The sequence below is a fragment of the Roseovarius ramblicola genome (genome assembly GCF_042430665.1).
Lineage (GTDB): Bacteria > Pseudomonadota > Alphaproteobacteria > Rhodobacterales > Rhodobacteraceae > Roseovarius > Roseovarius ramblicola.
The window spans coordinates 64,496-85,542 of record NZ_JBHMEC010000009.1 but is presented as its reverse complement, the minus strand read 5'-3'; the positions used below and the strand labels follow the sequence as shown (position 1 = coordinate 85,542).

At 69.6% G+C, this 21,047-nt stretch carries 23 protein-coding genes; 13 read left to right on the top strand and 10 right to left on the bottom strand.

Translation table 11 applies throughout. From position 1 onward, the window contains the following. Positions 1 to 38: 38 nt before the first annotated feature. The 3 genes from ACFFU4_RS05795 to fsa all read right to left on the bottom strand — a co-directional run bounded on the left by ACFFU4_RS05795 (position 39) and on the right by fsa (position 2,487). Entirely contained in the window at positions 39 to 959 is a 921-nt protein-coding gene (locus tag ACFFU4_RS05795; protein WP_377067999.1) for a tyrosine recombinase XerC, read from the bottom strand. Then, complete coding sequence (locus ACFFU4_RS05790; RefSeq protein ID WP_377067997.1) at positions 956 to 1,663, bottom strand: DUF484 family protein; 708 nt, start codon at positions 1,661 to 1,663, stop codon at positions 956 to 958. Before ACFFU4_RS05790 ends, ACFFU4_RS05795 begins: the two co-directional genes overlap by 4 nt. A 170-nt stretch (positions 1,664 to 1,833) precedes the next feature. After that, positions 1,834 to 2,487: a fructose-6-phosphate aldolase gene (gene fsa / locus ACFFU4_RS05785; RefSeq protein ID WP_377067995.1), complete on the bottom strand. Its 654-nt coding sequence runs from the start codon at positions 2,485 to 2,487 to the stop codon at positions 1,834 to 1,836. A 103-nt stretch (positions 2,488 to 2,590) separates the two neighbouring features. Between fsa and ACFFU4_RS05780 the strand changes: the two genes are divergently transcribed. Together ACFFU4_RS05780 and ACFFU4_RS05775 are read left to right on the top strand one after the other, a co-directional pair. Next, positions 2,591 to 4,786, top strand: a complete 2,196-nt coding sequence (locus ACFFU4_RS05780; RefSeq protein ID WP_377067993.1) for a primosomal protein N' — start codon at positions 2,591 to 2,593, stop codon at positions 4,784 to 4,786. A 125-nt stretch (positions 4,787 to 4,911) separates the two neighbouring features. Next, positions 4,912 to 5,406, top strand: a complete 495-nt coding sequence (locus tag ACFFU4_RS05775; protein WP_377067991.1) for a bacterioferritin — start codon at positions 4,912 to 4,914, stop codon at positions 5,404 to 5,406. Positions 5,407 to 5,523: 117 nt separating this feature from the next. Here the strand turns inward: ACFFU4_RS05775 and ACFFU4_RS05770 are convergent, their stop codons facing one another. Next, positions 5,524 to 6,120, bottom strand: a complete 597-nt coding sequence (locus ACFFU4_RS05770) for a plasmid pRiA4b ORF-3 family protein (protein WP_377067989.1) — start codon at positions 6,118 to 6,120, stop codon at positions 5,524 to 5,526. A 201-nt stretch (positions 6,121 to 6,321) separates the two neighbouring features. Here ACFFU4_RS05770 and ACFFU4_RS05765 point away from each other — a divergent pair, with 201 nt between their 5' ends. Together ACFFU4_RS05765 and ACFFU4_RS05760 are read left to right on the top strand one after the other, a co-directional pair. Then, entirely contained in the window at positions 6,322 to 7,554 is a 1,233-nt protein-coding gene (locus tag ACFFU4_RS05765; RefSeq protein WP_377067987.1) for an MFS transporter, read from the top strand. Between the two features lie 14 nt (positions 7,555 to 7,568). Further along, positions 7,569 to 8,441, top strand: coding sequence for a 50S ribosomal protein L11 methyltransferase (locus ACFFU4_RS05760; RefSeq protein WP_377067985.1), 873 nt, complete (start codon positions 7,569 to 7,571; stop codon positions 8,439 to 8,441). An 80-nt stretch (positions 8,442 to 8,521) separates the two neighbouring features. On the opposite strand, the gene ACFFU4_RS05755 is transcribed toward ACFFU4_RS05760, so the two are convergent. After that, a complete protein-coding gene (locus ACFFU4_RS05755) occupies positions 8,522 to 8,719 on the bottom strand; it encodes a DUF1127 domain-containing protein (protein WP_377067983.1) in 198 nt (65 codons plus the stop codon). A 207-nt stretch (positions 8,720 to 8,926) separates the two neighbouring features. Here ACFFU4_RS05755 and ruvC point away from each other — a divergent pair, with 207 nt between their 5' ends. From ruvC to ACFFU4_RS05730, 5 genes are all read left to right on the top strand, one after another. Then, complete coding sequence (gene ruvC, locus ACFFU4_RS05750; protein ID WP_377067981.1) at positions 8,927 to 9,412, top strand: crossover junction endodeoxyribonuclease RuvC; 486 nt, start codon at positions 8,927 to 8,929, stop codon at positions 9,410 to 9,412. Next, positions 9,409 to 10,074, top strand: a complete 666-nt coding sequence (gene ruvA, locus ACFFU4_RS05745) for a Holliday junction branch migration protein RuvA (RefSeq protein WP_377067979.1) — start codon at positions 9,409 to 9,411, stop codon at positions 10,072 to 10,074. Before ruvC ends, ruvA begins: the two co-directional genes overlap by 4 nt. A 3-nt stretch (positions 10,075 to 10,077) precedes the next feature. Continuing rightward, positions 10,078 to 11,112, top strand: a complete 1,035-nt coding sequence (gene ruvB, locus ACFFU4_RS05740) for a Holliday junction branch migration DNA helicase RuvB (protein WP_377067977.1) — start codon at positions 10,078 to 10,080, stop codon at positions 11,110 to 11,112. Beyond that, positions 11,109 to 13,031: a hypothetical protein gene (locus tag ACFFU4_RS05735; protein ID WP_377067975.1), complete on the top strand. Its 1,923-nt coding sequence runs from the start codon at positions 11,109 to 11,111 to the stop codon at positions 13,029 to 13,031. Before ruvB ends, ACFFU4_RS05735 begins: the two co-directional genes overlap by 4 nt. Before the next feature lie 118 nt (positions 13,032 to 13,149). Further along, entirely contained in the window at positions 13,150 to 13,788 is a 639-nt protein-coding gene (locus ACFFU4_RS05730; protein ID WP_377067973.1) for a hypothetical protein, read from the top strand. On the opposite strand, the gene ACFFU4_RS05725 is transcribed toward ACFFU4_RS05730, so the two are convergent. The 4 genes from ACFFU4_RS05725 to ACFFU4_RS05710 all read right to left on the bottom strand — a co-directional run bounded on the left by ACFFU4_RS05725 (position 13,773) and on the right by ACFFU4_RS05710 (position 16,654). Then, entirely contained in the window at positions 13,773 to 14,312 is a 540-nt protein-coding gene (locus tag ACFFU4_RS05725) for an adenine phosphoribosyltransferase (RefSeq protein ID WP_377067971.1), read from the bottom strand. The two genes, ACFFU4_RS05730 and ACFFU4_RS05725, sit on opposite strands and share 16 nt — an antisense overlap. A gap of 58 nt (positions 14,313 to 14,370) precedes the next feature. Next, entirely contained in the window at positions 14,371 to 14,751 is a 381-nt protein-coding gene (locus ACFFU4_RS05720; protein ID WP_377067969.1) for a hypothetical protein, read from the bottom strand. A gap of 77 nt (positions 14,752 to 14,828) precedes the next feature. Next, entirely contained in the window at positions 14,829 to 15,704 is an 876-nt protein-coding gene (locus tag ACFFU4_RS05715) for an S-methyl-5'-thioadenosine phosphorylase (protein WP_377067967.1), read from the bottom strand. A gap of 134 nt (positions 15,705 to 15,838) precedes the next feature. After that, entirely contained in the window at positions 15,839 to 16,654 is an 816-nt protein-coding gene (locus ACFFU4_RS05710; RefSeq protein ID WP_377067965.1) for a cysteine hydrolase family protein, read from the bottom strand. Between the two features lie 124 nt (positions 16,655 to 16,778). On the opposite strand from ACFFU4_RS05710, the gene ACFFU4_RS05705 reads away from it, so the two are divergent. Next, positions 16,779 to 17,717 (top strand): AraC family transcriptional regulator, encoded by a 939-nt coding sequence (locus ACFFU4_RS05705; protein ID WP_377067963.1) that lies wholly within the window; start codon positions 16,779 to 16,781, stop codon positions 17,715 to 17,717. Here ACFFU4_RS05705 and ACFFU4_RS05700 read toward each other — a convergent pair. Then, complete coding sequence (locus ACFFU4_RS05700; protein ID WP_377067961.1) at positions 17,684 to 19,057, bottom strand: diguanylate cyclase; 1,374 nt, start codon at positions 19,055 to 19,057, stop codon at positions 17,684 to 17,686. The two genes, ACFFU4_RS05705 and ACFFU4_RS05700, sit on opposite strands and share 34 nt — an antisense overlap. Before the next feature lie 86 nt (positions 19,058 to 19,143). Here ACFFU4_RS05700 and ACFFU4_RS05695 point away from each other — a divergent pair, with 86 nt between their 5' ends. Genes ACFFU4_RS05695 through ACFFU4_RS05685 form a run of 3 tightly spaced genes read left to right on the top strand, consistent with a single transcriptional unit; the run spans position 19,144 to position 20,995 of the window. Further along, complete coding sequence (locus ACFFU4_RS05695; RefSeq protein WP_377067959.1) at positions 19,144 to 19,428, top strand: DUF3572 domain-containing protein; 285 nt, start codon at positions 19,144 to 19,146, stop codon at positions 19,426 to 19,428. Beyond that, on the top strand, positions 19,425 to 20,117 hold the full coding sequence (locus tag ACFFU4_RS05690) for an HAD family hydrolase (RefSeq protein WP_377067957.1): 693 nt from the start codon (positions 19,425 to 19,427) through the stop codon (positions 20,115 to 20,117). Before ACFFU4_RS05695 ends, ACFFU4_RS05690 begins: the two co-directional genes overlap by 4 nt. Continuing rightward, the gene (locus ACFFU4_RS05685; RefSeq protein ID WP_377067955.1) at positions 20,114 to 20,995 is read left to right on the top strand and encodes a DMT family transporter; all 882 of its coding nucleotides are present in this window, start codon (positions 20,114 to 20,116) and stop codon (positions 20,993 to 20,995) included. The genes ACFFU4_RS05690 and ACFFU4_RS05685 overlap by 4 nt, the downstream gene beginning before the upstream one ends. Positions 20,996 to 21,047: the final 52 nt, after the last annotated feature.

Sequence of the window (21,047 nt, the reverse complement as noted above, 5' to 3'; positions counted from 1 at the left end):
GAAATGGGGCGTCACTTATCCGTGAGGGTCGGCGGGTCTCAGCCGCGGCCCTGCGGATGGGCGCGGGCATAGACCTCCATCAGGCGGGCGGTATCGACGCCGGTATAGGCCTCGGTGGTCGACAGCGATGCGTGGCCCAGCAATTCCTGGATCGCGCGCAGGTCTCCGCCGGCGTTGAGCAGGTGGGTGGCAAAGCTGTGCCGCAGCGCGTGCGGCGTGGCCGACGGCGGCAGGCCGAGTTGCGCGCGGGTCTGCGCCATCGTCTTTTGCACCGCCCGCGCGCCCAGACGCCGCCCGCGAACACCGAAAAACAGCGGCCCGCGCGGCGTGACGGGGTAGGGGCAGAGGCGGGCATAGGCCGTCACCGCGTCGCGCGCAGGCGCGATCACCGGCACCAGCCGCTCCTTGCCGCCCTTGCCGGTGATGCGCAGCGTGTCGCCCATGGGGTGCGCCGCGCCATTGAGCCCCAGCGCCTCGGAGATGCGCAGCCCGCAGCCATAGAGCAGCGTCACTACCGCCACGTCGCGCGCGGCGACCCAGGGCTCGGGCGCCTGCGTGTCCAGCGTGTCCAGTACGTCGCGCGCCGCCCCTTCCGAGAGCGGGCGGGGCAGCTTGCGCAGGTATTTCGGGGCCCGCGCCGAGAGGACGGCGGTGGGCTCGAACCCCTCGCGCTCGGACAGCCAGCGGTAGAAGCTCCTGACCGCCGAGAGGCGCCGGGCGAGCGAGCGGGGGCCAAGCCCCGCGGCGCGCTCATGCGCCATGAAGGCGCGCATGTCGGCGGTTGAGATGCGCGCGAGCGCGCCGAGGCCCTGCGATGCCCCGTGATGCGCGGTCATGAAGGTGAGAAAGGCGCGCAGGTCGCGGGCGTAGGCGTCGAGCGTGTGATCGGCGGCCCCGCCCTGCGCCTTGATCGCGGCCAGCCAGTCGGCCAGCGCCGCGCGGGCAGCGTCGGAGATCACGACAGCCAGCGGCGCATCACCCTCTCGAACACGCCGGCGAAGAAGGCGAGCAGGTCGCTGCCCTGCTGCGGGCTGAACTGGTGCGGGTCCTCGGCCCCCATCACCAGCATCCCCGGCAGCCGGTCGGCCCCGAAATCCAGCAGCAGGCACGCCTCGGAGCGGATATGCGCGGCGGCGCGGTCATAGACGCGGCCATCGCCCTCCTCCACCTGGCGTAGCGTCACCTGTCGCGTGGGCGCGTCGCGCCCGCCGGTAAGGTAGCCGCGGATGAACCCCGGCTCGGCCACCGACAGCACGTCGCCCAGGCGGCGCACCGCCGGGTCAGTGTCGTTCTGCACCGATTCGAGCACGAGCCGCACCGCATCGACGCGCAGGATATGCGCCACCTCGCCGTCGAGGTCGCGCAGGAAGCTCTCGAACTCGACCGGGTCGAGCATCCGCAGGATGGCGCGATGCACCTGGTTGGTGCCGGCGAGGTTCTCGTAGGCGGCGGCGATCACCGCGCGGTGGGTCTCTTCGAGCCGGTCGAGCCGCGCCTCGAGCCGGTCCATGGCGATGCCGCGCATGTCGACGATGTTGGTGCCCATCGCACGCTCGTTGGCGGCGATGAGCGCGCGCATCAGGTCGGTATCGTCGAGGATCACGTCCGGCTCGGAAATGATCCGCTCGCGCAGGGCGTCGTCGATGCGGGGCTTGCTGCTCATCGCGGCCTCGTTCGCTTGTTTTGCGGCAGACTAGCAGATGTCGCTGTCCGATGCCGCAAGAAAATGCAGAAGGCGGGGCACCTCGGGGCCTGGTCATCCTCGGGCTTGACCCGAGGATCCCGGACCGCACAGATCCTCGGGTCAAGCCCGAGGATGACATGAAGCGCGGTTCAGAGGATCTTCTGCCCGGTCTTTTCCCAGTCGGCCATGAACGCGGCGAGGCCCTTGTCGGTGAGCGGGTGGCTGGCCATCGCCTTGATCACGGCGGGCGGCGCGGTCATCACGTCGGCGCCGATCATGGCGGATTGGTGGGCGTGGTTGACGGTGCGGATCGAGGCGGCGAGGATCTGCGTCTCATACCCGTAATTGTCGTAAATCTGGCGGATATCGGAGATGATCTGCATCCCGTCGAGGTTGATATCGTCGAGCCGCCCGATGAAGGGCGAGATGAAGGTGGCCCCCGCCTTGGCCGCGAGCAGCGCCTGATTGGCCGAGAAGCACAGCGTCACGTTGACCATGTTGCCCTCGCCCGAGAGCACCTTGCAGGCGCGGAGCCCGTCCCATGTCAGCGGCACCTTGACGGCAATGTTGGGGGCGATGGCGGCGAGCTTGCGGCCCTCGGCGATCATGGCGTCGGCTTCGAGCGCCACCACTTCGGCGCTGACCGGGCCCTCGACCATCGCCGCGATTTCCTGTGTCACCTCGAGGATGTCGCGCCCGGATTTGAGGATCAGCGAGGGGTTGGTGGTGACGCCGTCGACCATGCCGAGATCGTTGAGCTCGGCGATCTGGGCGGTGTCGGCGGTATCGACGAAGAATTTCATGGGGGCGGCCCTCTTTGGCGGGTTGGGTTGTCTCACTCCCGGCTTTACCGCATAGATCGACAGGCCGAAACCCTGCAAACCCGACAAAAGGAGCGCGCCGCGCGTGGGCCGGACCTGCCATTTCGACGAAGGTGCGCTGGTGGCGGTGCTGACCGCGCAGCCGATCGGCGGCACGCTCGACTATCTCGCGCCCGCGGGGGGCTGCGACACCGGCGATTTCGTCGAGGTGCCGCTGGGTCCGCGGCGGGTGCTGGGCGTGGTCTGGGGGGCGGGCGCGGGCGGCTTTGACCTGGCGAAGGCCAAGGCGGTGACACGGGTGCTGGGCCTCGCCCCGATGGACGCCGCGATGCGCGTGTTCCTGGAGCGCGCGGCGGCCTACACGCTGACGCCGCTGCCCGCCATGCTGCGGCTCGCGACGCGCGCGCCGCGGCTGATGGACCCGCCCGGCGCGCAAAAGGTTTACCGCCCCGGCGATGCCACGCCCGACCGGATGACCGAGGCGCGCGCCCGCGTGCTGGCGGTGCTGCGAGATCACGGGGGTATGGGGTTTGGCCTCGGCGAACTGTGCAGCCTTTCGGGCGTTTCCGCGAGCGTTGTCAAGGGGCTGGCGGCGCAGGGCGCGCTGATCGAGGCAGAGGCCCCACGCGACGCGCCCTATCCAAGGCTCGATCCCGGTCGCCCGGCGAAGGTGCTCACCGAGGATCAGGCGGCGGCGGCGGCGGCGCTGTGCGACGGCGTGCGCGCGGGCGGCTATGGCACCACGCTGCTGCGCGGGGTCACCGGGTCGGGCAAGACCGAGGTGTACCTGGAGGCGGTGGCCGCGTGCCTTGCAGGCGGGCATCAGGCGCTGGTGCTCTTGCCGGAAATCGCGCTGACGGCGGAATTCATCGACCGGGTCGAGGCGCGGTTCGGGTCAAAGCCCGCCGAGTGGCATTCGGGTGCCGGGCAGGCCGGGCGGCGGCGCATCTGGAAGATGGCCGGAGAGGGCGGCGTGCAGCTTGTCGTGGGGGCGCGCTCGGCGCTGTTCCTGCCGTTCCGCGATCTGGGGCTGATCGTGGTGGATGAGGAGCACGACCCGTCCTACAAGCAGGAGGACGGCGTGCTCTACCATGCCCGCGACATGGCGGTGCTGCGGGCCTCGATCTGTGGGGCGCAGGTGGTGCTGGCCTCGGCCACGCCATCGCTGGAATCGTGGGCCAATGCCGAAGCCGGGAAATACCAAAGGCTTGATTTATCAGCCCGTTTCGGGACGGCGGCGCTGCCGGAGATGCGGGCGATCGACCTGCGGGCCGAGACGCTGCCCGCGAGCCGGTGGGTGTCGCCCACCCTGCGCGCGGCGGTCAATGCTCGGCTGGCGGCGGGGGAACAGGCGATGCTGTTTCTCAACCGGCGTGGCTATGCGCCGGTCACCGTGTGCCGGGCCTGCGGCCATCAGATCGGCTGCGAGCATTGCGACGCGCGCATGGTCGAGCACCGGTTCCGGAACCGGCTGGTCTGTCACCAATGCGGCGAGAGCGCGCCCATCCCCGCGGCCTGCCCGTCCTGCGGTGTCGAGGGGCGGCTCGCCGCAGTGGGGCCGGGGGTGGAACGGCTGGCCGAGGAGGCAGCGACGCTGTTTCCCGAGGCGCGGATCGCGGTGCTGTCGTCGGACCTGTTCGGCTCGGCGCGGGAATTGAAGGCGCAGATCGCCGAGATCGCGGCGGGCGCGGCGGATATCGTCATCGGCACGCAACTCGTTGCAAAAGGTCACAATTTTCCACTGCTGACGCTGGTGGGCGTGATCGATGCCGACCTTGGGCTGCAAGGGTCGGACCTGCGCGCCGCCGAGCGCACGTTTCAGCTCATGCGGCAGGTGGCGGGGCGGGCGGGGCGCGCCGAGCGGGCGGGCGTGGCGCTGTTGCAGACGCATCAGCCCGAGCACCCGGTGATCCGCGCCATCCTCGCGGGTGACGAGGACGGGTTCTGGCGCGCCGAGGCGGGGGCGCGGCGGCAGGCGGGCGTGCCGCCCTATGGGCGGATGGCGGGGATCATCCTGTCGTCACCGGATGCGCGGGAGATTTTCGATCTGGGTCAGACACTTGCGCGCAACGCGGCACCGTTGAGAGAGGTCGGCGCGGAGGTGTTCGGCCCGGCGCCCGCGCCCATTGCCCGCATCCGGGGACGGCACCGGGTGCGGCTGCTGGTCAAGGGCCCCAAGGGCGCGGCGCTGCAGGACGCGATCGCGCGGTGGCTCGCGCCGGTAAAGCTGCAAGCGCAGATGCGGCTGGCGGTGGATATCGACCCGCAGAGCTTTTATTGAGGGCGAAAAACCGTGTCGGTATCGCGTCGGTATCCTGTCGGTATCGCGTTGGTGCACGCTGTTGCAAAACGCGGTTTCGTGAATAGGTCACTGGAGAATCTGAAAACAGACCGAAGGAGGGCCTCATGGCCGATCGGACGACAAGTATCGAGAACTTGCAGACCGCCCTGTCGATGGAATTGACGGCGGTGCATCAATATCTGCTGCATGCCCACACGCTGGAGGATTGGGGCATCGACAAGCTGGCCGCGAAGATGCGCGAGGAAATGCACGAAGAGCTGGGCCATGCCGGGGCGTTCATCGACCGGATCATGTTCCTCGGCGGCGTGCCCAAGCTGGAGGCCGCCAAGACCCCCAACAAGGCCGAGAGCCTCAAGGCGCTGTTCGAGGCCGACAAGACAGAGGAAGCCGGGGCCATCGAGTTCTATACCAAGGCCGCGCGGCAGGCGTTCGAGAGTGACGATATCGGCACGCGGGCACTGTTCGAGCGGATTGTGCAGGACGAGGAGGGCCACTGGGAATGGCTCGACCTGCAACTCGATCTGCTGCGCAAGATGGGCGAGCCCGCGTTCATGACCAATTACATGAGCGGCACGAGCGCAGATCAGGGCGCGGGCTGACGGCGGCTGCTGTCATCCTTTGGTCTGACCGGGGGGCTGGTTGGGAGAGGTCCCCGGGTCAGGCCCTAGGACGACGGGGGGGCGGATGATGACGCGGGGCCGTTGGTCCCGCGTCACTCAATTGCGGGCGCTGCGTTTGCGGCTCCAGCGTTTTGCGAGCTTGAGCACCTCGACCCGGAGGTCGTCGCTCTCGGGGGTGTCGGGGGCGAACGGGCCGCCATACCAGTCCTTGAGGTCGTCATGTTCGGGATGTTTCGGATCGGCCATGGCGGCCTTGAACATCTCGAAGCCCGGCGGGCCGCCGACGTCTTCGGGCGGGCATGAGCCCGCCAAATCCGTCAATCGGGGATAGATATGGCCGGGGGCGGCGTCGCCTGGTTCGCCGGCCTCGATGCGGTGGGTCCAGTCGTCTCCGAAGTCGTAGAGGTAGGTCAGACCGGCCCCGCCCGCCTTCGCTAAGGCGTGCTCCAGCGTTGCCTTGTCCGCCGGAAGGTCTTCCGGTCTGTCAACGAAATCCGGCGTGACCCAGCTTTCGGCACCCAATTGATAGGGCTCGCCGACGCAGAATTGATAGAGGTGGGCATTCTGCCAGCCCATGGCGGCCTGGATGGTCAGGTGCAGGCGGTCGAGGCGGATATCCGCGGGCACCTCCAGTGTCCGTCGCACCGTCGGTTCGACGTCTTCCAGCGTGATCTTCAACTCGATGATGCGCATATGCGTTGCCTTGTCTTTTCCCGCTTCCCGGCACGGGCATCCGTGCGGAGGATTGTAGCGAGAGGTCCCCGGGTCAAGCCCGGGGATGACGGGGGGCGCGCTTTCTTGAAAAGAAAGCGGTTCGAAATCTTTTGAAGATTTCGGGTGCGGGCGGGAGTGCGGCCTCTCGCCAATCCGGCAGCTTGGGCGTAAGGAAGGCGCATGAGTGCGCAATTCCCCCTCGGGCGGGCGCGGGACCTGCCGGTCTGGCGGCGCCCGGTCACGCTGCTGTTCCTGATGGCCGCGGCGATGCCGGTGGCCTTTGCCACCTGGTCGGCGTTGCTCAACAATTTCGTCATCGAGGTGGCCGGGTTCGACGGCTCGGATATCGGCTGGCTGCACACGGTGCGGGAGATCCCCGGCTTTTTTGCCGTGGGGGTGATCGCGCTGATCATGGTCATGCACGAGCAGGTGCTGGGGCTGGTGTCGCTGCTGCTCCTCGGCGTGGCGACGGCGCTGACGGCGCAATTCCCGAGCCTCGGCGGGATTCTGACCATCACCATGCTCAGTTCCATCGGCTTTCACTATTACGAGACCGTCAACCAATCCCTGCAACTGCAATGGCTCGACAAGCTGCGCGCGCCGCAGATGCTGGGCTGGCTGCTGGCGGCGGGCTCGGGCGCGACGCTGGTGGCCTATGTGCTGATCGTGCTGACATGGCGGGCGTTCGACCTGGATTACAACCTCGTCTACATGGTGGCGGGGGGATTCACCGCCTGCGTCGCGGTGTTCTGCCTGATCGCCTATCCGCGCTTCGAGGCGCCCGATCCGCAGGTCAAGAAGATGGTGCTGCGGCGGCGCTACTGGCTCTACTATGCGCTGCAATTCATGGCCGGGGCGCGGCGGCAGATCTTCGTCGTGTTCGCGGGATTCATGATGGTCGAGCGGTTCGGATTCGAGGTGCACGAGGTGACGGCGCTGTTCATGATCAACCTCGTGATCAACATGGTGGCGGCACCGCTGATGGGGCGCGCGGTGTTCCGCTATGGAGAGCGCAACACGCTGATCTTTGAATATGTCGGGCTGGCGCTGGTGTTTCTGGCCTATGGCGGCATCTACATGTTCGGCTGGGGGGTGGTTCTGGCCGCCGGGCTCTACGTGGTGGATCACGTCCTGTTTTCTCTGGCGCTGGCGCTCAAGACCTATTTCCAGAAGATCGCCGATCCCGGCGACATCGCCCCCACCGCCGCCGTGGCCTTTACCATCAACCACATCGCGGCGGTGTTTCTGCCCGCCGCGCTGGGCTATGTCTGGCTGGTCTCGCCCGCCTGGGTGTTCGCGCTGGCCACGGGCATGGCCTGCGTGTCGCTGATGCTGGCGCTGATGATCCCGCGCCACCCCGAGCCGGGGCGCGAGACGGTGTTCTCGGGCCTGTTGCCCGCGCCCGCCGAATGACGAGGGAGTATCCGATGCCGACATGGACCGCCATCACCACGCTCGATGACAAGGCCCGCGCCGAGGCGCTGGCCGAGGCGCTGGAGGATTTCGAGCCGGAGCCGACCGGGATCGGGGCGTTCGAGATGGAGGACGGATCGGGGCTGTGGGAGATCGGTGCCTATTTCGAGGCGGCACCGGACGGCGTCGCGCTCGACCTGCTGGCGGCGGCGCATGGCGCGCGGCCCTTTACCATGTCGGAACTGCCCGAGACCGACTGGGTCGCCAAGGTGCAGCGCGACCTGAGCCCGGTCGAGGCGGGGCGCTTCTTTGTCTATGGCAGCCATGATGCCGACCGTGTGCCCGAGGGCTGCGAGCCGCTGCTGATCGAGGCGTCGATGGCCTTTGGCACCGGCCATCACGGCACGACGCTGGGCTGTCTGCGGGCGCTCGACCGGCTGGCGGCCGGCGGCTTTGCGGGCCGGTCGGTTCTCGATCTGGGCTGCGGCACCGCGGTGCTGGCGATGGCGGCGGCGCGCATCTGGCCGGGGGTGATGCTGGCCTCGGATATCGACGCGGTGGCGGTGGAGGTGGCCCGCGCCAACGTGGCGGCCAACGGCCTGACGGGCCGTGTCGAGTGCGTCGAGGCCGGGGGGCTCGACCATCCCGGCCTGCGCGCGGCGGCACCCTTTGACCTGATCTTTGCCAACATCCTCAAGGGGCCGTTGCTGGCGCTCGCGCCCGGGATCACCGGGGCGCTTGCGCCGGGGGGCAAGGTGATCCTGTCGGGGTTGCTCAACGAGCAGGCCGCGGAGGTCATCGCGGTTTACTCGGGCCTTGGAAACCGCCTCGACCATCACGAGGAGATCGGGGACTGGTCCACGCTGGTGATGTCGCGGGAGCGCTGAGCGCGTCCGACCGACGCCAAGCATGCAAACACCCCGCGCGGCGGCCGCGCGGGGCGTGATCGCGGGCCGGGGTGGCGCGCTCAGAAGCGGCGCGCGACCCGGTCGATATCGCCGCGGCTCAGGCCGATATCGTCAAGCTCGCGGTCCGAAAGCTGGGCGAGCGCCTTGCGCGTGGCGCGGCGGTCGTTCCACGAGATCACGGCCTCGACCATGCGCGAGAGCAGGCCGAAGTCGGGGCGGGGGTGCGCGTGGGCGCGGGGGGTGTCGATGAGTGCCATGTGAGTCGGTCCTTGATGCGGGGGCGAACGGGACAATCCGTTTGTAAGCTGCAGCTAAGCGGGGCAACCTGTCCGCACAAGCCGAGGTTTGTGCATAGTCCTTATGCAATTCCTGCAAGGCTCGGCGCGGCCCCGCCTGCGCATTGTGCTTGGTTGTCGTTCACGTTTCGTGCTATTGAGGCGAAAACCGGAACGGGCAGGGCAGACATGCGGGTATTGGGCATCGACCCGGGATTGCGCAATCTCGGCTGGGGCGTGATCGAGGTGCAGGGTAGCCGACTGAGCCATATTGCCAACGGCGTGTGCCATTCGGTTGGCGACGATCTGGGCGCGCGGCTGTTGTCGCTCTACGAGCAGTTGAGCGATGTCGTGCACCGCCATGATCCGCAGGCGGCGGCGGTGGAGCAGACATTCGTCAACAAGGACGGGGCCGGCACGCTCAAGCTCGGGCAGGCGCGGGGGATCGCGCTGCTGGTGCCCGCGCAATACGGGCTGACGGTGGGGGAATATTCCCCCAACCGGGTCAAGAAGACGGTGGTGGGCGTGGGCCATGCCGCCAAGGAGCAGGTGGCGCATATGGTCAAGGTGCAGCTTCCCGGCGTGGTGCTGGCGGGGCCGGATGCCGCCGATGCGCTGGCGGTGGCGATCTGCCACGCGCATTACGGGCGCGCGCTGGCCGGGGGGCTGGCATGATCGGGCGCATCGCGGGGCGGATCGATTACCGCGCGAGCGACCATGTGCTGATCGACGTGCGCGGGGTGGGCTATCTGGTCTATTGCTCGGACCGGACGCTGTCGTCGCTGCCCGCCGTGGGCGGGATGGCCGCGCTTTATACCGATCTTCTGGTGCGCGAGGATATCCTGCAACTCTTCGGCTTTCCGACGCTGGTGGAAAAGGAATGGCACCGCCTGCTGATGAGCGTGCAGGGGATCGGGGCCAAGGCGTCGCTGGCCATTCTGGGCGCGCTCGGCGCCGATGGGGTGAGCCGTGCGATTGCCATCGGCGACTGGAATGCGGTGACGGCGGCCAAGGGCGTCGGTGCCAAGACCGCACAGCGCGTGGTCAACGAGTTGAAGGACAAGGCGCCCACGGTGATGGCCATGGGCAGCGCTCCGCCGCCCGCGCAGGACGCGGGCGAGGTGATCGAGGCCGAGAGCGTCACCGCCCCCGTTGCGGCCCCGGCCATGCCTGCAGGCAATGGTGCGCAGGCCGAGGCGCTGTCGGCGCTGACCAACCTTGGCTACGGCCCCGGCGAGGCGGCGGGCGCGGTGGCGCAGGCGGCGGGCGACGCGCCGGAGGCCGACACCGCCGCGCTGATCCGCGCCGCGCTGCGGCGGCTGGCACCGAAGGGCTGATCCATGACCGACCCCGACCCCACCCTGCGGCCCGAGGAACTGCCCGAGGATGCCGACCGCAGCCTGCGGCCCCGCGTGCTCAGAGAGTTTATCGGGCAGCGCGAGGCGCGGGCCAACCTCGGCGTGTTCATCCAATCGGCGCGGCAGCGCGGCGAGGCGATGGACCACACGCTGTTTCACGGCCCCCCCGGCCTCGGCAAGACGACGCTGGCGCAGATCATGGCGCGCGAGTTGGGGGTGGGGTTTCGCATGACATCCGGCCCGGTGCTGGCCAAGGCGGGGGATCTGGCCGCGATCCTGACCAATCTGGAGCGCAACGATGTGCTGTTCATCGACGAGATTCACCGGCTCAACGCGGCGGTGGAAGAGGTGCTCTACCCCGCGATGGAGGATTTCGAGCTCGATCTGGTGATCGGCGAGGGGCCCGCCGCGCGCACCGTGCGGATCGAGTTGCAGCCCTTCACGCTGGTGGGGGCGACGACGCGGCTGGGGCTGTTGACCACGCCGCTTCGCGACCGGTTCGGCATCCCGACGCGGCTGCAATTCTACGAGATCGACGAGCTGCACGAGATCGTGCGGCGCAATGCGCGGCTGCTCGACATCCCCACCGAGGATTCGGGCGCGCGCGAGATCGCAAGGCGCGCGCGGGGCACGCCGCGCATCGCCGGGCGGCTGTTGCGCCGGGTGGTGGATTTCGCGGTGGTCGAGGGCGGCGGGCGGATCAGCCGCGATCTGGCCGACGCGTCGCTCACCCGGCTGGGGGTGGACGCGCTGGGCCTCGACGGGGCCGACCGGCGCTACCTGCGGCTCATTGCCGAGGCCTATGGCGGCGGGCCGGTGGGGATCGAGACGCTGTCGGCGGCGCTCTCGGAGAGCCGCGACGCGCTGGAGGAGGTGATCGAGCCGTTCCTGCTGCAACAGGGCCTCATCCAGCGCACGCCGCGCGGGCGGATGCTGGCGCAGGCGGCGTGGCGGCATCTGGGGATCGCCGCGCCGCGGCAGGCCGGGGCGGGCGATCTGTTCGGGGGCGACGCATGAGGCTGGCGGATTTCGGACGGCGGACCGAGGCCGAGCAAGCGGTGATCGCCGGGCTGGGCACGGGCCATGTGACGAAGCTGGGCGACGGGCACCTGCCCGGCCCGGAGGCGGGCGAGGACCGTCAGGTGCGCGCCAGCCTGATCCGCTGGCTGGCGTTGGGGGCGCCGGGGGATGACGCCGTGCGCCTGCACGAGACAGGGCTGCGGATCGCGGGCGCGCTGGTGGTCAGCGACGGGGAGGTCGATCCGGTGCTGAGGTCGGAGTCCACGCCGGGCCTAGACCTCGAAGGGTGCCGGCTTGACCATGGCCTCAGCTTGCTGGGCTGCCGGTTTCAGGACACGCCCGTGCTGCGCGGGGCCAGGCTCGACACGCTGAACCTTCAGGGGTCGCACCTTCCCGGCTTTGAAGCCGACGGGCTGGAGGCGCGGGGCGACGTGTTCCTTGACGGTGTGCAGGCGGAAGGCGAGGTGCGGCTGCTCGGCGCGCGGATCGGGGACGCTCTTTCCTGCACGGGCGGGCGTTTCGTGAACCCGCATGATCCGGAAAAGGAAAAGACCGCTCCCGGTTCAACGGGCGACGCGCTCAGTGTCGACAGGCTGGACGCGCGGGGCAGCGTGTTCCTGCGTGGGGTGCAGGCCGTGGGCGAAGTGCGGCTGTCCGGCGCGCGGATCGGCGGCAATCTGGAATGTGACGGCGGGCGATTCGAGAACGCGGGGGGCAGGGCGCTCAGTGCCAATGGCGCGCGGGTGGCCGGGGTGTTATTCTGGCGGCAGGGCAGCCATGCCCAGGGCGCGCTCGACCTTACGGCGGCGGAGATCGGGCATATCTGCGACGATCCCGAATGCTGGCCCGCGACGGGCGAACTGATGCTCAACCGCTGCCGCTACGGCGCGTTCACCGGCACTGGCACGCCGGTTGATTCTGAGGCGCGCATCCGCTGGCTGGATCGTCAGGACCCGGCGCAGTTCGGCGACGAGTTCTGGCCGCAGGCCTGGGAGCACTGCGCGCAGGTGCTGCGCGAGATGGGCCATGCCGAGGACGCGCGCGCGGTGCTGATCGCCAAGGAGGAGCGCCAGCGTCGGGTGAGGCGCGAGATCGAATCTGCAAGACTGACCGGGGCGCGCCTCCGGAAGCGGCTCGAAAAGGCGAAGACATCGCACAGCGCGCAAGCGTCCCTCGACGAGGCCAACTCTGCGCTCAACGCGTTCGAGCATTCAGGCGATCCGCGTCGCACGGCGCTGGCTGATGAGGTCATGGCTGCATCGCTGATCCAAGATCAAAAATTGCGAGAGAAGGGAGGCGATACCGACGCGATCCTCGCGCAGGTCGCCGCCAAGGCCGAGCGGCTTGGCACGCGCGGGGCGGATGCAACCCTCGCCGCGCAATCGGCCATCGCCGATGCGTGGACCAGACTTGCCTTTCTCCGGGTTCGCGACGGGTTGCTGGCCCTGCTCATCGCCTATGGTCACCGGCCCTTGCGGGCGTTGGGATGGCTGGCGGGGATGTGGATCTTGGGCGCAGTGCTGTTCGGCCTCGCCTGGGGCAATGACGGGTTCAAGCCCAACAACGCTTTCATCCTGAGCAACCCGGAATGGGCGGGGTGTTACAAGGATGAAGACCGCCGCAGCGCCGAAGACGAGGACTACCGATGGAAGGACAAATACCCCTCGACGCTCAAATGCTTCCTCGCCCAGCCCGAGGCGGACGGGTATCCGGGGTTCAACGGCCTGCTCTACTCGCTCGACACGCTGGTGCCGGTGGTCGATCTGGAGGTGCAGGATTACTGGGTGCCCGACGAGAAAGTGGCCGCGTGGGCGCGGGTTTACCTGTGGGGTCACATCGGTATGGGCTGGTTCCTTGCCCTGCTGGCCGTCGCCGGGTTCTCCGGGCTGATCGACACGCGCGCGACGAAAGAGTGACGGTGCGCCCCCGTGGCCGGTGGCGGGAATGAGTATTTCACCCAAGAAGAAGCCTGCGCGGATTTGCGGGGTCGGGCGGGGGCTGCTAGACGGGCGCGGCAATTGCGGAGGCGACCCGATGAGCGAGACCCTGACCCCCGAGGAGATCGAGGCGCTGTTTACCCGCGCGGACGGGGCGTTCCTGTTCGCGCGCTGGGGGCGGCCGATCGTGCCGGTCGTCTTTGGCGTCCAGGACGCGACGCTCGCCACCGTCAAGGGGGCGGTCGAGGCGGTGGTGGCGCTGGCCGGTCACAGCATGGCCGAGACCGACCCGGAACTGGGCGCGAACCTGATGATGTTCTTCTTTCGCGACTGGCAGGAGCTGCTGGCGGTGCCCGATCTCGACCGGCTGGTGCCCGACCTTGCGCCGCTGGTCGCGCGGCTGGAGGCGGAGGGGGCGAACCAGTATCGCATCTTCCGGTTTGACGAGGCGGGCGCGATCCGGGCGGCGTTCGTGTTCCTGTGCATGGACGCGGATCTGGGCGCGGTGCCCGCCGAGACGCTGGCGCTGGGGCAGGTGGTGCAGACGGTGCTGCTGTGGTCGGACCGCGCGTTCACCGGGCGTTCGGCGCTGGGGCAACTGGCGGACGGGCGGGTGGTGCTGCGGCCTGATATCGGCGCGCTCATCCGGGCGGCATACGACCCGGTGCTGCCCGCCATGAGCCGCGAGCCCGGCCACGCGCTGCGGCTGGCGGCGCGGCTTCAGGCGCCCTCGTAGGCGCAGAGCGTGTGCACCTCCATGCCCATCGCGTCGAGCCGTGCATGGCCGCCGAGATCGGGCAGGTCGACGATGAAGGCGCAGCCGCTGATCTCGCCGCCCAGCCGCTCGATCAGGCGGATACCCGCCGCCGCGGTGCCGCCGGTGGCCAGCAGGTCATCGACCAGCAGCACGCGCTCGCCGGCCTCGATGGCGTCGTGGTGGATCTCGACCACCGCCTCGCCGTATTCGAGATGATACTCCTCGGAGATCACCGCGCCGGGCAGCTTGCCCTTCTTGCGGATCGGCACGAACCCGACCGAGAGCTGGTGCGCGATCGCCCCGCCGAGGATGAAGCCGCGCGCCTCGAGCCCGGCGACCCTGTCGATGGGCTGGCCGGCATAGGGGTGCAGCATCTGGTCGATGGCGATGCGAAACCCGCGCGGATCGGCAAAGAGCGTGGTCACGTCGCGGAAGAGAATCCCCTCATGCGGGAAATCGACGATGGTGCGGATGTAATCCCTGACGGTCTTGGGCTGGGGCATGGCGGCTCTCCGGTCGGACGTCGCGCTTGTGCCGCAGCGCGTGCCGCCGCGCAAGGGCTCAGAGCGCGCCGCGATAGGCGGCGATGGCGCGGGTCAGATCGCCGATGGCGTAGAGGGTGAGCACGAACACCCCCACGCAGAGCAGGAAGTTGAGCGCCGATTGCGCGAGGCGTGCGGCGCGCCCCGGCGGGTTGCCGAGAAACGGGATTTCCGGGCGCAACAGGAACCGCGAGGCGATGTAGCCGAAGAGCAGCGCCGACAGCGTCCAGTAGGTGAGCGTCAGGATCGCGGCGTCATGGGCGCGCGCGAGATAATCGGCGAACCCGACGATGAGCACCCAGCGGATCACCTGAAAAATCTCGTCCGCGAGCGCCTCGAACCGGCGGCCCATGGCGTGGCGCCAGGTCTGGTCGGTGAGCTTGTCGATGAGCCGGGCCATGGGACTGTAATGGGGGCGGGGGGCGCGCGCGTCCAGAGATGTGACGGGGTGCGCGCGCAGATGTGAGCGGCGCGCGGTCAGCCGAGCACGCGCCCGGCCACCGCGTCGAGCCGCGCCACGAGGGCGGGGTCGCGGTGTCCCGGCGCGGTGAGGATGGCATATTCGAGCGCGCGGTCGCAGCCATGGGGGCAGGGCGCGCGGCCGGTGCCCAGCAGGGCGGGAAGGCGGCGGACGAGGTCGCGCCCCTTATCGGCATTGGTGCCCAGAGTGGCGATGATGTCTGAGATATCGACGCTGCCGTGATCGGGGTGCCAGCTATCGTAGTCGGTGATCATCGCGGTGGAAGCATAGCACAGTTCGGCCTCGCGGGCGAGCTTGGCCTCGGGCATGCCGGTCATGCCGATGACGTCGCAGCCGAAACTTTCGCGATACAGTTTCGATTCCGCCATGGTCGAGAATTGCGGGCCTTCCATGGCCAGATATGTCCCGCCCGTATGCACCGTGATGCCCGCGTCGCGCGCGGCCCGTTCACAGGCGTCCGACAGGCGCGGGCAGGTGGGGTGGGCGACGCTGACATGGCCGACGCAGCCGGGGCCGAAAAAGCTCTTCTCGCGGGCGAAGGTGCGGTCGATATACTGATCCAGGATGACGAAATCGCCCGGCGCCATCGCCTCGCGGAACGACCCGCAGGCGGAGACCGAGATCACGTCGGTGACGCCGAGACGTTTGAGCGCGTCGATATTGGCGCGGTAGGGCACGCTTGAGGGGCTGTGCACATGGCCGCGCCCGTGGCGGGGCAGGAAGGCCATGGGCACGCCGCCGAGCGTGCCGGTGAGGATCGCGTCGGAGGGCGGGCCCCACGGGGTCTCGATCGTTTGCCAGGCAGCGTCTTGCAGCCCGTCGATCTCGTAGAGCCCCGAGCCGCCGATCACGCCGATCATCGTCTGTGCCATGTGCTGCCATCCACGCCTGATTGATGCTGTCACAGGAGTAGGCGGTTTCCGCGAAAAAGAAAATGCCCGCGCGGGTCCGTGATCCCGCGCGGGCGGGCCTGCCCTCATCCCCGGGGGCGGGCCGAGTGGCGTGCTCAGCCGAGCATCGCCACGACCTCTTCGGTGGTCCACAGCGCGTTGGCCATGAAGCGGAAATTTGTGAGGGCGGCGAGATAGCCGTCGCCCTCGGGCAGGATCGCCGCCGCCGTGCCGTCCGACACCACCGCCACCTCGAAGCCCTGTTCGAGCAGTTCGCGCATATGGCTCTCGGTGCAGAGATTGGCGGACATGCCGGCGAGGATCACCTGATCGACACCGGCCTTGCGCAGTTGCAGCGCAAGATCGTTGGTCTCGGGGCCATAGACCTTGTGCGGCGAGCACTGGATGGTCTTGCCGTCCTCGATATAGGGTTTGTATTGCGGCATGTAGTCGGCCCCCGAGCCGTCGAACCCCTCAAGGCTGAGCGGGCTTTGGCGGTCGAACATGCCGATCTTGTGCATCAGCTTTTCCAGCGCGCCCTCGAATTTCCAGCCGTGATCCGTGGGGTAGTAGTAATGCGGCGAGACGGCGACGGGGATGCCCGCGCCCTTGGCCGCCTTGAACAGGCGCTCGATGTTGGCGACGGTGTTGTTCATCTCCACCGATTTGCCGACCGCGCCCCAGGCGACGCCGTCGGGCGACAGGAAATCGACCTGCGGATCGGTGACGACGAGGGCGGCGCGGGCGAGGTCGAGCTGCATGTCGCCGGGCGGCAGGAACGGCTCGGCGGGCGGTGCGTAGGGGTTCGCGTCCTGCGCCTGCGCGCCGGAGGCGGCGAGGGTGGTGGCCGTGGCGGCCAGCGCCGCGGTGCCGGTCAGCGCGGCGCGGCGGGTGAGTTTGGGGTCGTGGTCGTGATCGTGACAGGTGCACATCGGGTCTCTCCCTTGGTTGTGGCAGGGATCAGCTTGGGGCAGGTGATGTGCCTTTGCGTCCTGAATCTGGGGCCATGTGGGGATTTTTCGTGCCTTTCATGGTTATCCGCGGCAGGATCGCGCCATGACAGAGCACCCGCACGACCGGATTCTCGATGCGCTGGAGATCAGCGCCGAGCCGTTTGCCGTCTGCGCGCTGGAGGGGGCGTGTAGCCTTGGGCTGGGGCGCGTGCCGCGCGCGACGCTGCATTACGTGCTGGGCGGGCAGGGCGATGTGCGGCTGACCGGGCACGCGCCGCTGCGGCTTGCGCCGGGGCGGCTGGTGCTGGTGCCCGCCGCGATGCGCCACAGCCTGTACAACGCGGGCGGCGGGCAGGTCGGGGTGCCCGCCTGCCGCCCGGCGGGGCTCGACCTTGAGGCGCATGTCGCGCGGGGGGCGGCGGGGGGCAACATGGTGGTGTTGTGCTCGACCATCTCGCTGGGGCTGCGCGGCACGCATGGGCTGATCGACCTGTTGCGCGCGCCGCTGAGCCTCGACACGGGCGGCAGCCCGGTGGCGGCGCAGGCGATGGCGGCGCTGGTGGCCGAGACGGGCAGCGACCGGCCCGGACAGCGGGCGATGGTGCGCGCGCTGCTCCTGCAATGCCTGATCGAGATGCTGCGCGCGCGGCTGGAGGCGGGCGACCCCGGCGTGACATGGCTCGCCGCGCTGGCCGATCCGGGGCTGTGGCGCGCCCTGCGGGTCATGCTCGACGATCCCGGCACGCCGCACACGCTCGACAGCCTCGGCGCGGCGGCGGGGATGAGCCGGTCGCGCTTTGCCGCGCGGTTCCGGGCGGCCTATGGGCAGGGGGCTATGACGTTGTTGCGCGACCTGCGGCTGGCGCGGGCGGCGCAGATGCTGAGCGAGCGGCGTGCGCCGGTGGAGATGGTGGCGCGCGCGGTCGGGTTCCGCAGCCGCAGCGCCTTCAGCCGCGCCTTCGTGGCGATGTGGGGCGAGACGCCGCGCGCCTTTCGCGGGCGGGGCGATCAGGCGGCGGAGCGGGCGCAGAAGCTGGCCTGATTGCGGCCCTGTGCCTTGGCCGCATAGAGCGCGCTGTCGGCCTGTTCGAGGACGGTTTGCATGTCGGGCGCGGGCTGGCCCGGGCCGGTCTGGACGACGGTGACGCCGATGCTGAGCGTGACCGGGATTGGCGCGGCCACGCCCGGCACCGCGATCGGCGTGGCGCGGATCGCGTCGCACAGCCGCTCGGCCACGCGGCGGGCGCGGGCGGGGCTGGCATCGGGCAGCGCCACCAGGAATTCCTCGCCGCCGATGCGCGCGAGCAGATCGCCCGCGCGCAGATGCGCGCCGAGCCGCTCGGTGACGGCGCAGAGCACCGCGTCGCCCGCGGCGTGGCCGTGGCGGTCGTTGACCCGCTTGAAGAAATCGAGATCGGCCAGCATCACCGCGACGCGGTTGCGCCCGGGCCGCGCCGGCGCGAGCTGCCGTTCGAGCCAGGGCAGCGCGTGGCGGCGGTTGTAGGCCCCGGTGAGCGGGTCGCGCAGGGCCGCCGCCATGCCCGAGCGCACCCGCCCGCGCATTGCCTCGATCCGGCGCTTGCGGCCGATCTGGCGGTCGATGCGCAGCGCCAGCTCTCCGGCATCGGCGGGGGCGAGGATCACGTCGTCGGCCCCCATGTCGAGCAGCGTCACCGCAAGCGGGGCCGCCGCGCGGTCGAGCAGGACGAGAACCGGGCAGCGGCCGGTGTCGCGTGCGGTCTTGAGATCGGCCAGCAGGTGTAGCCCGGCCTCGGCCCCGGTCCCGGCGATGCGCAGGAGCAGCACGTCCTGCGGGACGGGCGGCGGGGTGGCCTCCGGCGCGACGCTGGTCAGGCGATGGGCCGTGCAGCCGCCGAGCAGGCTGCGCAAGGAGCGGGTCGCCGCCCGGTCGGGGCCGAAGATGGCAACGCGCCCGGGCAGGGCGATGCCGGCCCTTGGCTCGGCGAAACCGGCGGCGTCGCCCGCCTGCGCGGCGATCTCGGCCTCGGCGTGGTGGGCGCGCAGCAGGCTGCGCAGCCGCGCGAGCAACAGCGCCTCGGGCACCGGCCCGGCGAGGATGTCGTCGGCCCCCGCGCGCAGCATGGCCTGCCGCTCGGCGGCGCACTCGCCGTCCTGCATCATCAGCACCGGCACATGCGCGAGCCGCCCGATGCGGCGCAGCGCGCGCAGGAACGGCTCGGCGCTCTGCCCGTCGAGGCGGGTATTGGCGAGGATCAGGTCCGGTGCCCCGGTTGCCGCGAGGCGCAGCGCCTCGCGCGCGGAGGCTGCCTGCACCACGCGGTTGGGCGTGGGCGCGAGCCGCACCTTCAGGACGATCCTGTTGGTGGCCATATCATCGACAATGAGAACAGTGCCCGACATTGCGGTTGCGCCTTCGCCCTGAGCGTTTACCTTTGGGTCACTATCGCGCCGAGTGGTTAAGAAAACCTTTCCAGGAATTAACTGAAATGAACATGACGCAGGATTTCGCCGAGACCGTCGCGCTGGGGGCGCTGGGCTGGCTGGCGGGCCATGACGAGCTTTTGCCGGTGTTTCTGGGGGCCACGGGGGCATCGGAGGCCGATCTGCGCGCCCGCGCCGCCGATCCCGAGTTTCTCGGGGCGGTGCTCGATTTCGTGGCGATGGACGATGCGTGGGTCACGGCATTCTGCGACGCGCAAGGGCTGGGCTATGACGTGCCGATGCGGGCGCGCGCCGCCCTGCCCGGCGGCGCCGAGATGACCTGGACATGAGCCGCGCCGACGCGATCCTCTTTGACAAGGACGGCACGCTCTTTGATTTCCACGCCACCTGGAGTGTCTGGGCCGGGCGGGTGATCCGCGACCTGGCGGAGGGCGAGGCGGCGCTGATGGCGCGCATCGCCGAGGCGGCGCATTATGACCTGGCAACGGCGCGATTCCTGCCCACGAGCCCGATCGTGGCGGGCACCAACCGCGAGGCCGCCGAATGTCTGGCGCAGGCGCTGCCGGGGCGGGACGTGGACGAGATCGAGACCCACCTGATGCTGAGCGCCGCCCGTGCGCCGCTGGCCCCTGCCGTGCCGCTGGCCCCGTTTCTGGACGGGCTGCGGGCGCGGGGGCTGCGGCTGGGGGTGGTAACCAACGATACCGAGTACGGTGCCCGCGCGCATCTGGGCGCGACGGGGGTGCTGGAGCGGTTCGATTTCGTCGCGGGCTTCGACTCGGGGCACGGGGCCAAGCCCGCGCCGGGGCCGCTGCTGGCCTTTGCGCGGACGGTTTCGGTCATACCCGCGCGGGTGGTGATGGTGGGCGACAGCGCCCATGACCTGATCGCCGGACGCGCGGCGGGGATGGCCTGCGTGGGCGTGCTGACCGGTACGGCGGCGGCGGATGATCTGGCCCCGTTCGCGGACGCGGTGCTGCCCGATATCGGCCATTTGCCGGGCTGGCTCCGGGCATGACGCGACACCCGCTGTTCGGCCTGGTCCTCGCCACCTTCGGCGCGCTGGTGCTGACGCCTGACGCGCTGTTCATGCGGCTTTCGGGCATGGGCGGCTATCAAATGGTGGGCTGGCGCGGCCTTCTGATGGGGGCGGTGATGGTGGCGCTGTGGGCGCTCACCTCGCGCCGCCGGGGCCGCGACCTGGCGCTTTTGGGGACCGGCTTTGGCCTCGCCATCGTGGCCTGTCAGTATTTCAACGCCACGCTTTTCAGCCTCGGCATCGCGCATGCCCCGGTGGCGGTGATGCTGCTGGCGGTGGCGACGGTGCCGGTGTTTGCCGCGGTCTTTGCCCGGATCATCATAGGCGAGCCGACCCGCCGCGCGACATGGGTGACAATCGTCGTGGTGCTGTTCGGCATCACGCTTGCGGTCTTTGGCGGCAAGGGCGCGGTGACGCTGACCTCGGATGCGCTCCTGGGGGCGTTTGCCGGGCTTGGCGTGGCGATGGTTCTGGCGCTCAGCTTCGTGATCCTGCGCGCCCGCCCCGATCTGCCGATTCCGCTGCTGATCGGGTTGGGGGCGGCGCTTGCCGGGGTGACCGGCGTGGTGATCACCGGCCCGGCGCAGATGGCCGAGGGCACGGTCTGGGCCATCGTTGTCTGCGGCGTCGTGATCCTGCCGGTGTCGTTCTTCTCGCTGTCGCTCGCGTCGCGCTACACCCATGCCTCGAATGTCAGCCTGCTGTTGCTGCTGGAGACGGTGCTGGGCCCGCTCTGGGTGTGGCTGGGGGTGGGCGAGGGGCCGACGCCGATGATGCTGGCGGGGGGCGTGATCGTGGTGGGCAGCCTGGCCGTTTACCTCTGGCACACCGGGCGCCGCCGGATGGCCGCTGCCTGAGCGCGTGAAAACGACAGGTTCCGTCGCAAAGCGGCATGTGGGCTGCGCGCGC